The organism is Thermanaerosceptrum fracticalcis (assembly GCF_000746025.2).
Taxonomy (GTDB): Bacteria; Bacillota; Peptococcia; order DRI-13; family DRI-13; genus Thermanaerosceptrum; species Thermanaerosceptrum fracticalcis.
This window is the reverse complement of the sequence record NZ_CP045798.1, coordinates 1,578,977-1,592,088: the sequence shown is the minus strand read 5'-3', so window position 1 is coordinate 1,592,088 and position 13,112 is coordinate 1,578,977. Positions and strand designations below refer to the sequence as shown.

Below are 13,112 nucleotides of genomic sequence, written 5' to 3'. Positions count from 1 at the left end.
CCTCCCTAACTTTTTAGGGGTCAAACCCCGTTTACTATTATATAACACTATCCGGGCTAACTCAAGACAAGAGAGGGATAAGTTGCGAATATTTTGTATTTGTCATACAAAATACAATATACAAATAAATGAAATAAATTAAAAGGGAGCTCGAAGCTCCCTTTGTCACTAAGTATTTACGTATGGCCTTTTAGGAGAACGGCTGCGCAACTTTTGCAGGCCATAAATCACTACGATGATGACTAAACCGATAGTATCGGTAAAAGAGCCGGGGTCAATCAAGCAGACACCTGCCGGGAAGAGAAGGAGCCTTTCCCACCAGTAACAGCGGGTAACAAAGAAGCCGGTGGTGCTGGCCCCTATGCCAAACATACCGATGAGGGCTGTAATTAGTGCCTTGGTGATGGCTAAAGGTGTAACATTAACCAGGATTAAAACAGGGGAGAGGGCAAAGATATAAGGTACAAGGTAAGCAGCAAATCCCAGCTTAAAGGCCTCAAAACCGGTCCTAAAGGGGTCAGACCTGGCAATCCCCGAACCCGCGAAGGCTGCTAAGGCTACCGGGGGAGTGATATCGGCGACGATACCGAAATAGAAAACGAACAAATGGGCGGCCAAGGGATTGATGCCTACCTGTACCAAAGCGGGGGCAGAAACCGTCGCCTGGATAATATAGTTCGCAGTAGTAGGTACACCCATGCCCAGGATAAGAGAACCAATCATGGTATAAAGGAGGGTTAAATAAACGTTACCTCCGGCTAAACCCACAATGCCGCCGGCCATCTTCAATCCCAGTCCGGAAAGGGTAATGACGCCCACAATGATACCTGCTGTGGCGCATGCTGTCACTACAGGCAGGGCGGAGCGGGCCCCATCTTCCAATCCTTGGACTAAATCCTCAAGATTCAGCCGGGTTTCGGGGAGGATCATGGCTACGGCAATTATCATTAAGATGCCGATAAGGGCTGCCAGCATAGGAGTAAATCCTTTAACCAGCATGACGATAATGCCGAAAAGGGGCAGGGATAAAAACCATTTCGTCTTGAGCAGATGTTTCCAGTCAGGCAGTTGTTCTCTGGGAAGGCCCTTAAGCCCCGTTTTTTTAGCTTCCAAATGAACGGTGATAAAGATGCCTGTAAAGTACAGGAGAGCCGGTATAGCAGCGGCCAGGGCTATCTTATAATAGGGAATATTGAGAAACTCTGTCATCACAAAGGCTGCTGCACCCATGATTGGCGGCATCAACTGCCCGCCTGTGGAGGCGGCAGCTTCTACAGCTCCGGCAAATTCTGGGCGGTATCCGATACTTTTCATTAAAGGGATGGTCACGGATCCCGTACCCACCGTATTGGCTACGGAACTGCCGGAAATGGTGCCTTGCGTCGCGCTGGCCACTACCGCGGCTTTGGCAGGTCCCCCTGTAGCACTGCCGGTTAAACCTACGGCCACATTGGTCATCCAGTCACCGATACCCGTTTTCTTTAAAAATGCGGCAAAGAGCATAAAAAGAAAGATAAAAGTGGACGAAACATCTATGGGAATGCCCAGGATACCTTCAGTGCTCAGCCACTGAAAGGTAGCAATTCTTTTCACAGTAAAGCCCGGATGGGCTAAAAACCCGGAAAATTCTGGACCAAAATAAGCGTATAACAGGAAAACAACTCCCAAAGAAGTGATGACAGGGCCGGCAATTCTACGTGTAGCTTCGATGATCAGGAGAACTGCGATAACAGATATCCACATATCCATGTCATTAAAATTTCCTGCTCTGTTGATAAGGTCTTCATAAAAAATCACATGGTACAAGGATACTAAGGCAGAGAGTATAGCCAGTATGTAGTCATACCAGGGAATTTTTATACTTTTACTTTTGCGCATGGCTGGATACAAAAGAAAAATCAGGACCAGTGCGAAACCGACGTGAGGGGCTCTTTGCAGGGTGGAAGGGAAGATACCAAAAGCAGCCGTATATAATTGCCCCAGGGACCAAATTACACATATTATTGTGATGATACGGGCCCAGGGTCCTTGGAACTTACGAAAGGCAAATTCACGATCGTATTTAGCCATGATTTCTTCCGCCGTTCCTGCTTTTAAATTAATTCCTACATTTGTAACCTCATCTTTATTGCATTTCATTCTCATACCCCTTTCTTTATATAAAAGTGTTACAGGAAGCGGAGCATGTTTTAGCAGGAAAATATGTTTATAGAAAAGACCGGCCACCTGCACCAGGCAAGGCACCGGCCTCTTCGGCAAAGGAAAGGGGACACACCCGCTGAAGTATTAGCCGTTCTTTGGGGACGGGAATGTCCCCATCGGTAATGGACACACCTGCTTATCTGAGAAGTTACTAGTTATTAGTTGTTAGTTACTAGTGATTTGGGTCGGACTTCGGAAGTCGGAAAATGGACGGGAATGTCCCCAATTTAGGAGAATTATTTATTTCGGCATAATATTGTCAGGAATCTTAATCCCTTTTTCTTTATAGTACTTTACCGCACCGGGATGAAGAGGAGTAGTGATACCGTCCAAAGCTTTTTCCAGTTTAATGTACTTACCTGCAGCATGGGCGGCAGCAATTTCGGCACTTTGTTCATAGAAAACTTTAGTTAAATCATAGACCAGGTCTTCAGGCAGGTCTGCTTTACAGTATAAGGCCGCCTGCATGTTAATGGTGTAAGCATCTTTCTCATTACCGTAGGTACCGGCGGGAATCACATACTGGCTGAAGAAGGGGTATTTAGCTTTTAGCTTCTCAAACATGTCGCCTTTGATTTCAATAATCTTGATCTTGCGTACAGTCATAACGTCCTGGATAGCGGCTGCCGGTACACTCAGTACACCAAAGTTGGCATCAATATGGCCGTCTTTAAACTTACCTGCCGCATCACCAAAACCGGCGTATTCGGGTTTGAAATCTTCAAGTTTAAGTCCATATTCAGCAAAAATATCCTTGGAAATGACGGCTGTACCGCTGCCCGTAGGACCGATAGCCACTTTCTTTCCTTTTAAATCAGCAATGGATTCAATTTTACTATCTGCTGCGGCAATCCCTTGATATACTTCGGGATAAATAACACCGATAGTGCGGAAGTTCTTAATAGCTCCTGTATCCTTGAAGGCATCACCTTCACCTTTCCAGGCCTGGTCTGCGATGTTGTTCATGGCCATACCCAACTGGGCTTCACCTTTACCAATCCGTTTGAGGTTTTCTACCGAGGCGCCGGAAGGCTGGGAAGTAACCTGGACTTTACCGGCCAGATGCTTGTTCCAGGTATTGGCCATGGCTCCCCCTAAAGGATAGTAGGTACCCCCTGTGGAACCGGTAAGCAGGAACAATTGAGCTACCTTGGGTTTCTCTTCCTTCTGCGGCTGGCTTTTACTGCCGCCGCTGCAGCCGGTGAGGGCAATGCTTATAGCGAAGATAACCAGGACTAGCATTGCAATACTTTTCTTCCTCATTCTCTCTCCTCCTTTTAAAATCTTCTTTTGCATGTTATTATTCATTATAACCTATAATATGCAGGAAATCCACCTGTATACAGTATTTTCGCGCAATTTATGTTAGCAAGGATTTTATTACATAAAAAGTGTTTATAAAATAATGATGCAATTCCTGCATAATATATAGTATAATGAAGGAAAAAAATCATAAACAAAGGGGGAAGTAGTATGGATAATGTTTTTTACCGGAACTTGCGCAAAAGCTATCCGGAAGTTGACTACGGTAAAGGTATATATTTATATGATAAGGAGGGGAAAAAGTATATTGACGCCTGTTCAGGTTCAGCCGTGGCCAACCTGGGCCATGGACATCCCCGTGTAATAAAAGCCATGACAGAGCAGGCCGAAAAAGTAGCTTTTACCCATTTATCCAGATGGACCTCCGGTCCTGTCAAAGAACTGGCCGATCTTGTAGCTCACCTGGCTCCCGGTTCATTAAACAAGTTATATCTGGTCTCGGGTGGTTCTGAAGCCACCGAATCAGCCCTCAAAATGGCACGTCAGTACTATTTGGAACGGGACGGCAAGTCGTCTAAGTACCGCATCATTTCCCGCTGGCAGAGTTTTCATGGCAACACCATAGGCGCCCTTTCCATGACAGGCGATAAACGGCGCAAAAAATATTCGCCTTTACTTCTGAATTTTCCCCATGTGGCGCCGGCCTACTGTTATCGCTGCTCCTTTGATAAAGACCAAGAAACATGCAGTGTGGAATGTGCCCTGGATTTAGAGAGAGCAATAAAGCTGGAAGGGGCCGATACCATTGCCGCCTTTATAGCCGAGCCCGTTGTGGGTGCGGCCTGCGGGGCCCTGGTGCCTCATAAGGACTATTTTAAAATAATCCGGCAGATTTGCGATCATTACGATATCCTGTTCATTGCCGATGAAGTAATGACCGGTTTTGGCCGCACCGGTTCCATGTTCGCCATAGAGGAGTGGGGAGTGGTGCCTGATTTGATTTGTGTGGCCAAAGGCATGAGCGCCGGATATTCACCCCTGGGCGGTGTTATTGCTAAAGATGAGATTTACGAGGTTTTTAAAAACGGTTCGGGTTCCTTTGTCCACGGCCATACTTACGGCGGAAATCCCTTATCGGCTGCCGTAGCTGTGGCTGTAGTCAAGACCATCCTGGAAGATAATCTGGTAGAAAATTCCCGCAACGTGGGAGAGTATCTCTTAACACAACTACAGGAAAAATTACTGCCATTCTGGTATGTGGGTGATGTACGTGGTAAAGGCCTGATGCAAGGGGTAGAAATCGTTAAGAATAAAGATACTAAGGAACCTTTCCCTGCTTCCCTGAATATTGCTGAGAAACTTACCGTAACTTTGATGGATTTCGGCGTCATCGTATATCCCGGCAACGGTATGGCCGATGGAGAGAATGGCGACCAGTTCTTATTGGCACCTCCCCTGATTATGACCAGGGCGGAAGCCGATGAACTGGTGGAGCGGATGGAAGGGGGCTTCCGTGAGTTTGAAAAAAGGATCTCTCAGTATAAGTGAGGATTAGCACAGGAGGGAAGATGCAAATGGGAAACAAAGTAATTATAACGATAGCGCCAACAGGCAATGTGCCAACCAAAGAGATGAATCCCCATCTCCCCGTAACGCCCCAAGAAATTGCAGATCAAATATATGAATGCTGGAAAGAAGGAGCGTCAGTTGCCCATATTCATGCCAGGGACAAAGAAGGCAAACCAACCTCGGATGTGAATGTTTACAGGGAGATTTTAGAGCGTTTGGCGGAGAAAAAGGATTGTGACATTATTACACAGCTCTCTACAGGGGGCCGGGCAGGAAACTCTTACCTGGAAAGGGGACAAATGATTTGTCTTAAACCCGAGATGGCCAGTCTGGCTACAGGGTCATCCAATTTTCCGACCAAGGCAAATTTGAACGACCCTGAGACTATTGCTTATTTGGCGGGACAAATGCGAGCTTATGGTGTGAAACCTGAAATAGAAGTTTTTGACACAGCGATGCTGGCAAATGCCATGCAGCTTGTCAAACAGGGTGTCATCGACTGGCCCCTGCAAATTAACCTTGTTCTCGGTGTGCCTGGTTCCCAACCCGCTAGTTTCCAACAGCTTTTCTTTCTGTATCAGAATCTACCCCAAGGTGCTACGTGGACCGTATCTGCCATTGGGAAAGACCATGTGCCGTTATCGACCATGGCGCTGGCCTTAGGCGGCAATGTGCGCGTGGGCTTGGAAGATAACATTTATTACAGTAAAGGTGTTTTAGCTACCAATGTTAGTCTGGTGCGAAGAATTAAAAATATCGCTCTGGCTATGGGAAAAGAAATTGCCACACCAGAAGAGGCGCGGCAAATTTTAGGTTTAGAAATACTGCATAAGTAAAAGATTGGTTTGTCAAAACGGATCAGTTGATTACTGATTTACTGTGAAAAAAAGTCTTTTGCGTTTTGCGTCAATTTTTACTTGATTTTGTCTTTGAAATTGTATTACTATAAATCTAAAAAGAGTTATTACAATAAAATATTTAAACACTAGGGGAGCTGGATAAGGCCGGCTGAGATTAAGGACCGCTAAATTCTTTAACCCTTTTACCTGATCTGGATAATACCAGCGTAGGGAAGTGATGTCATACATATACAGATTTGTATATGGAATTACGGGCACAAATCCCCATCCTGGGATTTGTGCTTTTTATTTTTTAAATATTACCTGGAGGTGTATTTTATATGGAGTTTAAGAAAGCTTTTACCCAACTTTTGCATGAGGTAAGAGAACAAAAACCGCTGGTCCATCATATTACCAATTACGTTACTGTAAATGACTGTGCCAATGTTGTTTTGGCCCTGGGAGGTTCTCCCGTTATGGCTGATGATAAAAATGAAGTAGAAGAAATGGTGGCCATAGCTTCTGCTTTAGTGATTAATATCGGAACATTAAACAGTAGAACTATTGAATCCATGATCCTGGCAGGGAGACAGGCCAATAAGCTGGGGATCCCCGTCATTCTCGATCCCGTGGGGATAGGGGCTACACAATTGAGAACCAAAACTGCTCAAGAAATCATACAGGAAGTTAAAATATCCGTGCTCAGAGGGAATATGTCAGAAGTAAAAGTGCTCTCAGGTTTGGCCGCCAAAACAAGAGGGGTGGACTCCGGGGATGACCTCCAGGGAGGCAGGGAAATTGCCATTAATCTTGCCCAAAAATTAAACTGCACAGTAGCCGTCACGGGAGCAAAGGATATTATCTCCGATGGCATTAAAACAGCCTTTATCGAAAATGGACACCCCATGCTGGCGAAAGTCACGGGAACCGGCTGCATGGCTACATCTTTAGTGGGAACCTACTGTGGTGTTACCAAAGATTACTTTTTGGCCGCTGTGGCAGGAATCATGACAATGGGTCTGGCCGGGGAAAAAGCTTATCAAGCTCTGAGGGGTCAGGACGGTATTGGCACCTTTAAAGAGAAATTATTTGATTATATTTTTAATCTTTCTCCAGATGAGATGATGGAAGGGGCTAAATTAGATGTTCAATAAGAGCCCTTAGAAAGAGAGATTTAATTTAGGTAAAGGAAAGGTGTGGAAAAATATGACACAATTAGAAGCTGCCAAAAAAGGTATTGTGACAAAGGAAATGGAAGAGGCGGCCCAACTGGAAAAAATAACGCCGGAAGAATTACGGGAAAAAATAGCCTCAGGCGAAGCCGTTCTACCCTGTAATGTAAATCACAAAGGGATTCGCCCAATGGCTGTGGGTAAGGGCTTATCTACCAAAGTAAATGCCAATATCGGCACGTCTGATGCCTATCCAGAATTAGAAAAAGAGCTGGAAAAATTGAGTGTGGCCCTTAAGGCAGGTGCCCATTCTGTCATGGACTTAAGTACAGGGGGAGATATTAATCTCGTTCGCAAAAAAATTATTGAGGCCAGTCCTGTGATGGTAGGGACCGTTCCTCTCTATCAAGTCCTGGTAGACACCCAGAAAAAGGGTAAAGGTATGGTGGAAATGACGGCCGATGACATTTTTGCCGGCATCGAGAAGCACTGTGAGGATGGGGCTGATTTTATCACTGTTCACTGCGGCGTTACCTTGGAAGTTATCCAGGAACTAAAAGAAAAAGGTAGAGTTATGGATATCGTTTCCCGGGGCGGATCCTTTATCACAGCCTGGATGTTACATCACCAGAAACAAAATCCTTTGTTTGAGCAATTCGACCGTCTTTTGGACATTGCCAAAAAGTACGATGTAACCTTAAGTCTGGGTGATGGCTTAAGGCCAGGTTGTCTCGCCGATGCTACTGATTCCCCGCAAATTAAAGAATTAATTATTCTGGGTGGATTAGTAAAACGGGCCAGGGAAGCCGGGGTACAAGTCATGGTGGAAGGGCCTGGTCATGTTCCTTTAGATCAAATAGAAGCCAATATGAAGCTGGAAAAGACCTTGTGCCATAATGCGCCTTTTTATGTTTTAGGGCCATTAGTTACAGATGTGGCTCCGGGTTATGACCATATTACTTCCGCTATTGGTGGAGCCATAGCAGCTTCGGCAGGCGCCGATTTTCTATGTTATGTAACACCGGCGGAACATCTGGGACTGCCCACGGTGGAAGATGTGAAGGAGGGCGTCATCGCGGCCAGGATTGCGGCCCATGCTGCCGATCTTGTCAAGGGTATTAAAGGGGCCTGGGAGTGGGACTTAGAAATGGCTAAGGCCCGGAAAAAATTAGACTGGCAAAAACAGATCGAGTTGTCTATTGATCCTGAAAAAGCAGGAAAAATGCGCAAAGCTAAAAATGAAGACAGCCAGGAATGTTGTACCATGTGCGGAAAATTCTGTGCATATAAGTTGATTAGCGAATACCTGGGGACTACATTTACAGGCTGCTAAAAAATATAGCCCTCTGCCAGTTCCACAGATAATTTGGCAGGGGCTATATTTTTCATTCCGAGTAATAAGTTTTAAACCGGGCCCAGATATCTTCCAACTGGCTTAAGGCCTGGGTAGTTTTCTCCGATTCCGCTGTGCCCACGGCAATAATCAGGGCATTGATCAGGCTTAACGGTGCCACAAAGGAGTCGATAAAGGACCCCATATGGCTGTGGGCTACCAGGAGGCGTTTGCTGTACTGGGAAAGAGGAGAGGTCACGGAGTCGGTAATGGCCAGGGTGTGGGCACCTTTTTCCTGGGCATACTTGAGTCCTTCAATAGTTTGACGGCTGTACCTGGGAAAGGAAATACCGATGACCACGTCTTTTGGTCCTACAGCAAGCAATTCTTCAAAAAGAGTACCGGTCCCGGAGATTAGACGGGAGTTCTTTAAGAGGAGATGAAGATAAAAATGCAAGAATTGTCCCAGGGCGGTGGCGCTGCGCAGGCTAATGATATAGATATTGCGGGCCTGAATGATTTCCTGGACGGCGGAGCGGAAATCCTGGACATTCACGTCTGCCATGGTTTTTCTCAGGTTTTCCATATCTGTGTGAAAAACCCATTCCAGAACATTGCTATCTTCTTTGAGGGATAGCCGGTGTCTTTCCACTGTGGTAATTTTATTTTTGATCATATCCTGTAATGCTTTGTTAAGTTGGGGATAGCCGTCGTAGCCCAGCATAGTGGCAAAACGTATGACTGTTGATTCACTCATACCCAGGGTTTGTCCCAATTCCAGAGCCGTAAGGAAAGCTGCTTTATCATAGTGCTGTAAGATAAATTCTGCCAGTTTACGGTGGTTGGTGCTCATAGTGGGGAACTTTTCCTGGATACGTTTGCTCAAAGAAAGGTTCATAACTATCTCCTCGTATTGGTGCTATTGATTGCATTTAAATATTAGCATATTAACATGTTCTGGGCTAGGGGCCTATAAATTGAGAACTGTTATAAAGAAAAGTAGTAAAAAGATATCATATCCATTAAAATTAAAAGTAAGACTAAAAGCCTATTAAGAGGTGGACATATGCCTGCAGACAGGTTAGGGCTCATCGTTACTACAATCTCAGCAGCATCCTTTGGTGCTATGTCCATTTTTGCCAAATTTGCTTATGATGGAGGGGCTAATGTTCCCACCGTACTCTTCTTACGCTTCACATTAGCATTTCTCTTTTTTTGGGGCTACTTGTCCTTTATAAAAAGGGATTTAAAACCATATCCCTTTGTTGTTACGTCAAAACTTTTTTTGTTGGGCGCCCTAGGTTACGGCAGCATGTCGGCCTGTTTCTTTTTAGCTGTAAGCCGCATCCCGGCCTCACTGGCCGGGATGCTCCTCTACCTTTATCCTGCTTTGGTAACCATAACCACCATTGTTCTTAAGCAGGAAACCTATACAAGGCAAAAGGGCTTAGCTTTACTCATTACCTCTCTGGGACTGCTTTTAGTCCTGGGTACCTCTTTTGAGGGAATTGATTTTCTTGGTATCTTGTTTGGCATAGGCGCTGCCTGCACCTACACTGTCTATATTGTCACGGGTAGTAATGTACTGCGTGTATTGGAGCCCATTAAAGCTACGACCTATATCATTACGGGAGCAGCCAGTACATATATAATTTTTGGAGTAACAACGGGAAATTTGTCTTTTAACTTTACATCCCTGGCTTGGTTAACGATTGCTGGAATAGCGCTAATTTCTACCATAGTAGCGATTCTCTTTTTCTGGTTAGGTGTGCAACTCATAGGGGCGGCCAGGGCCAGCATCATCAGCACCATCGAACCGTTGGTTACGGTGGTTTTGGCCTGGCTCGCATTTGACGAAATGCTGTCACCGGTGCAACTGGTGGGAGGTGCTTTGATTATACTTGGGGTTTTTGTCTTGCAGTATCCGGGAAAAAATAGACAATTAGTCCAGTCTAAGGAAAACCCGATGGAAAATTAGGGGTAAATGTAAGGTCTTGGTTTTTTCCGTAAAATCAGCATGAGCAAAATACCTACGACGAAACCGCCGATGTGAGCCCAGTAGGCTACGGGATTTCCCATCATGCCTAAATTGGCGATGCCGTTCAACACCTGAATGACAAACCAGATGAAAAGGAAAATCACTGCCGGGATATCTTTAATGGTTATAAAGAAAAGAATGAAAATGAGAGAGGTTACCCTGGCCCGGGGGAAGGTAATAAAATAGGCGCCCAGTACTCCGGCAATGGCTCCGCTGGCCCCCACTAAAGGAATGGGTGAAGCGGGATTGGTTAAAATGTGGGCAATATTACCCCCAATACCAGATAAAAGATAAAAGATGAGAAAACGGAAACGTCCCAGTTTATCCTCGATATTATCGCCAAAGACCCAAAGATAAAGCATATTAAAGAGTACGTGAAACCAGCTGCCGTGCAAAAAAGTCGATGTAATCAGAGGGGGATAAAGAATACCTGTCCAGGATAACTCTTGCAACCGTTCCGTAAGGTGGGCCGGAATGAGGGCATAATTGACGATAATTGACTGGAGTTCAACGCGTGAACTGGTGGCCTGCACGAAATATATGTAGAGATTAATAACAATTAGGCAAATGGTGATGAGAGGGAAACTACGGGAACGGGTACTGTCTCGTAATGGTATCATAAGGCACCTCCCTTTAATATATCTTATTGTAACACTTTATTTGGCAAAGATATACGGATAGTGGAGAAGACATGGAAAAGAGCGGTTTAGCCAACCGCTCTTTTTATCTTGCTATTCCTTTGCTTTTGGCTCGGGGGAAGTGGGAACAGGTTTTGGTTTAATTGAATATATCCACTTCTCCCGCAGCGGTTCAGTAGTAACCTTTTCATAATCAATTACATTTTTACAGACCCAAATCCAGTTGTTCATTAAAATCCCTCCTTCATTATAACTACAACTGTTATTTATATTATATTGTCCACTACTATGATATGAGGGAAAGGACAAAAAGGGTATAAAATTATTGTTCTTGACTTAGACTTTCGGCTTCTTCCCGAAGTTCTCCAATAAACGTATATAAAGACTGGATGGCAGCATTGGCTTCGTGAATGGTTGCCAGAACAAGGCCGTTTTGTTGATAGACAGTAATTACGACTTGTATAGCATAATGAGAGTGTCGACTTACGTATCATTTTTAACAATATGCACAACACCGGTTAATTATGGTGTTGCGCATTTTTTGTCAAACCTACCACAACTTTGGGCATCAGGGTCATTAAATTTTAAGCAGTCTTCTAAACCTTCTAAACCAACCCGTTTAATGATTTCCATTATGGGAATAACGGAAGGAATTCTCTTTTCCAGATTTCCATAGGCCTTAATATTAACTACACAACCATATTTAGTTTCCGTTTTACCTTTTATTGCTACGAAAAACTTACAATCCCTACAGCGATGAATAGCCTTCTTTCTCATATCGGGCAGGTACATTCGGTGTTTTTCCCATAGGACATTTTTGTTATTTAATACCATGCAAGCTCGCCTCGTTTAGTGAAATACCTCTGAAAATAGCCTTTTCCCCAAACCGGTCACGGATTTCATCGCAAGCCATTACTAACTTTCTTTGGCGTTCTCTTTCTCCAAATAAATCGTATTGCTCATGCTCTTTCTTTATTAGGTTACTAATAGTAATACCAACTAACCTCACTGGCCGAGATTGGTTCCAGTGCTTTTCCAGGAGCGTACATGAGGTTTTATATATATCGTCAGGGAGGTCAGTGTATTCTTTCATGCTCATGGATCTTGTAAGAAAGTTAAGTTGCGTATCTCGTAAAGTTAAATGCACTGTACGACCGGCATACTCGCCCTGGCGGACGCGTCTAGCAACGATTTCACTGAGTTCCAGCATGATGATCTTAATATTTTGAAAGCCTCGCAGGTCCCGGGGGAGAGTTTTCTGGTGGCCAATACTTTTGGAAATGTCCAGTGAATTGGGAACTACCGGGCTATAGTCAATCCCGTTGGCGCAAAACCATAACATTTCACCGTTTTTGCCCCAGCGTTTTTTTAAAATGTCTACGGGAAAGTTGGCCAGGTCCCCAATGGTTTTGACGTTATAACTATAAAGGTGCTTTTCGTATCTGGAGCCAATACCAAATAATTCCCTGACGGGCATGGGCCAGAAAATTTCCTTAAAGCGATTTATGCTTTCAACCATGGTAAGACCATTGGGCTTTTGAAGGTCAGCTGCCATTTTTGCAATTAACTTATTAGGACCTATACCGATGCTGCATAATACTCCCACCTCTAAATTTATACGTTCTTTTATTTTTATTGCTATTTCTTTCGGTTGGCCAAAAAGATGCGTTACACCGGTAACATCGGCAAAAAACTCGTCTATACTAAAACATTCAATTAAATCGGTAAATTCACGAGCTATTTTTAAAATCCTGGTGGAAAAATCTATATAAAGAGGATAATTAGGTTTGAAAAAGTACCCGTTTGGACAAAGTCGCTTTGCTTCCCAAAGCGCCATACCGGTTTTAATACCCTTGGCTTTTGCAGGATAACTCGCGGCGAGTACAATTCCAGTCCTCTTTGCAGGGTCACCGGCTACTATAACTTCTTTATTTTTAAGTTCTGGATGGATGGCTTGATGACAACTAGCAAAGAAACTGTTCATATCACACAATAAAATTGATCGCTTCATAACATCACCAAACATACGTGGGGATTCCTCCTAAAGGTGTGTATCTC

General features: G+C 44.4%; 13 protein-coding genes and 1 riboswitch. Of the genes, 5 read left to right on the top strand and 8 right to left on the bottom strand.

What is annotated here, in order from left to right:
• Positions 1-168 precede the first annotated feature (168 nt).
• The 3 genes from BR63_RS08295 to BR63_RS08290 all read right to left on the bottom strand — a co-directional run bounded on the left by BR63_RS08295 (position 169) and on the right by BR63_RS08290 (position 3,465).
• The gene (locus tag BR63_RS08295; protein ID WP_051965692.1) at positions 169-2,139 is read right to left on the bottom strand and encodes a TRAP transporter permease; all 1,971 of its coding nucleotides are present in this window, start codon (positions 2,137-2,139) and stop codon (positions 169-171) included.
• Between the two features lie 67 nt (positions 2,140-2,206).
• Positions 2,207-2,332, bottom strand: a complete 126-nt coding sequence (locus BR63_RS19750) for a hypothetical protein (protein WP_276568966.1) — start codon at positions 2,330-2,332, stop codon at positions 2,207-2,209.
• 110 nt (positions 2,333-2,442) lie between these two features.
• Entirely contained in the window at positions 2,443-3,465 is a 1,023-nt protein-coding gene (locus BR63_RS08290; protein ID WP_034421980.1) for a TAXI family TRAP transporter solute-binding subunit, read from the bottom strand.
• 210 nt (positions 3,466-3,675) lie between these two features.
• Between BR63_RS08290 and BR63_RS08285 the strand changes: the two genes are divergently transcribed.
• The 4 genes from BR63_RS08285 to thiC all read left to right on the top strand — a co-directional run bounded on the left by BR63_RS08285 (position 3,676) and on the right by thiC (position 8,378).
• Complete coding sequence (locus BR63_RS08285) at positions 3,676-5,013, top strand: aspartate aminotransferase family protein (protein WP_034421978.1); 1,338 nt, start codon at positions 3,676-3,678, stop codon at positions 5,011-5,013.
• Between the two features lie 26 nt (positions 5,014-5,039).
• Positions 5,040-5,870, top strand: coding sequence for a beta-keto acid cleavage family enzyme (locus BR63_RS08280; RefSeq protein ID WP_034421976.1), 831 nt, complete (start codon positions 5,040-5,042; stop codon positions 5,868-5,870).
• Positions 5,871-6,011: 141 nt separating this feature from the next.
• Positions 6,012-6,124: riboswitch (TPP riboswitch) on the top strand.
• Between the two features lie 90 nt (positions 6,125-6,214).
• Complete coding sequence (gene thiM / locus BR63_RS08275; protein WP_034421972.1) at positions 6,215-7,027, top strand: hydroxyethylthiazole kinase; 813 nt, start codon at positions 6,215-6,217, stop codon at positions 7,025-7,027.
• Positions 7,028-7,079: 52 nt separating this feature from the next.
• On the top strand, positions 7,080-8,378 hold the full coding sequence (thiC, locus tag BR63_RS08270; protein WP_034421971.1) for a phosphomethylpyrimidine synthase ThiC: 1,299 nt from the start codon (positions 7,080-7,082) through the stop codon (positions 8,376-8,378).
• A 52-nt stretch (positions 8,379-8,430) separates the two neighbouring features.
• Here thiC and BR63_RS08265 read toward each other — a convergent pair whose 3' ends face one another.
• The gene (locus BR63_RS08265; RefSeq protein WP_034421969.1) at positions 8,431-9,276 is read right to left on the bottom strand and encodes a MurR/RpiR family transcriptional regulator; all 846 of its coding nucleotides are present in this window, start codon (positions 9,274-9,276) and stop codon (positions 8,431-8,433) included.
• A 168-nt stretch (positions 9,277-9,444) separates the two neighbouring features.
• On the opposite strand from BR63_RS08265, the gene BR63_RS08260 reads away from it, so the two are divergent.
• On the top strand, positions 9,445-10,356 hold the full coding sequence (locus BR63_RS08260; RefSeq protein WP_034421967.1) for a DMT family transporter: 912 nt from the start codon (positions 9,445-9,447) through the stop codon (positions 10,354-10,356).
• Here BR63_RS08260 and BR63_RS08255 read toward each other — a convergent pair.
• The 4 genes from BR63_RS08255 to BR63_RS08240 form a co-directional block, all read right to left on the bottom strand.
• The gene (locus tag BR63_RS08255; protein WP_034421965.1) at positions 10,353-11,036 is read right to left on the bottom strand and encodes a rhomboid family intramembrane serine protease; all 684 of its coding nucleotides are present in this window, start codon (positions 11,034-11,036) and stop codon (positions 10,353-10,355) included. The two genes, BR63_RS08260 and BR63_RS08255, sit on opposite strands and share 4 nt — an antisense overlap.
• A gap of 111 nt (positions 11,037-11,147) precedes the next feature.
• On the bottom strand, positions 11,148-11,285 hold the full coding sequence (locus BR63_RS08250) for a hypothetical protein (RefSeq protein ID WP_153802072.1): 138 nt from the start codon (positions 11,283-11,285) through the stop codon (positions 11,148-11,150).
• A gap of 291 nt (positions 11,286-11,576) precedes the next feature.
• Positions 11,577-11,888, bottom strand: coding sequence for a hypothetical protein (locus BR63_RS08245; protein WP_034421964.1), 312 nt, complete (start codon positions 11,886-11,888; stop codon positions 11,577-11,579).
• Positions 11,875-13,080: a DNA polymerase IV gene (locus BR63_RS08240; protein WP_338056041.1), complete on the bottom strand. Its 1,206-nt coding sequence runs from the start codon at positions 13,078-13,080 to the stop codon at positions 11,875-11,877. Before BR63_RS08240 ends, BR63_RS08245 begins: the two co-directional genes overlap by 14 nt.
• Positions 13,081-13,112: the final 32 nt, after the last annotated feature.

Excerpts from the sequence above, each read along its gene's own strand:
- BR63_RS08240 (WP_338056041.1), bottom strand. The coding sequence starts at position 13,080 with ATGTTTGGTGATGTTATGAAGCGATCAATTTTATTGTGTGATATGAAC.
- BR63_RS08290 (WP_034421980.1), bottom strand. The coding sequence starts at position 3,465 with ATGAGGAAGAAAAGTATTGCAATGCTAGTCCTGGTTATCTTCGCTATA.
- BR63_RS08265 (WP_034421969.1), bottom strand. The coding sequence starts at position 9,276 with ATGAACCTTTCTTTGAGCAAACGTATCCAGGAAAAGTTCCCCACTATG.
- BR63_RS08250 (WP_153802072.1), bottom strand. The coding sequence starts at position 11,285 with ATGAACAACTGGATTTGGGTCTGTAAAAATGTAATTGATTATGAAAAG.
- BR63_RS08260 (WP_034421967.1), top strand. The coding sequence starts at position 9,445 with ATGCCTGCAGACAGGTTAGGGCTCATCGTTACTACAATCTCAGCAGCA.
- BR63_RS08295 (WP_051965692.1), bottom strand. The coding sequence starts at position 2,139 with ATGAAATGCAATAAAGATGAGGTTACAAATGTAGGAATTAATTTAAAA.
- BR63_RS08280 (WP_034421976.1), top strand. The coding sequence starts at position 5,040 with ATGGGAAACAAAGTAATTATAACGATAGCGCCAACAGGCAATGTGCCA.
- BR63_RS08255 (WP_034421965.1), bottom strand. The coding sequence starts at position 11,036 with ATGATACCATTACGAGACAGTACCCGTTCCCGTAGTTTCCCTCTCATC.
- BR63_RS08245 (WP_034421964.1), bottom strand. The coding sequence starts at position 11,888 with ATGGTATTAAATAACAAAAATGTCCTATGGGAAAAACACCGAATGTAC.
- thiC (WP_034421971.1), top strand. The coding sequence starts at position 7,080 with ATGACACAATTAGAAGCTGCCAAAAAAGGTATTGTGACAAAGGAAATG.
- BR63_RS08285 (WP_034421978.1), top strand. The coding sequence starts at position 3,676 with ATGGATAATGTTTTTTACCGGAACTTGCGCAAAAGCTATCCGGAAGTT.
- thiM (WP_034421972.1), top strand. The coding sequence starts at position 6,215 with ATGGAGTTTAAGAAAGCTTTTACCCAACTTTTGCATGAGGTAAGAGAA.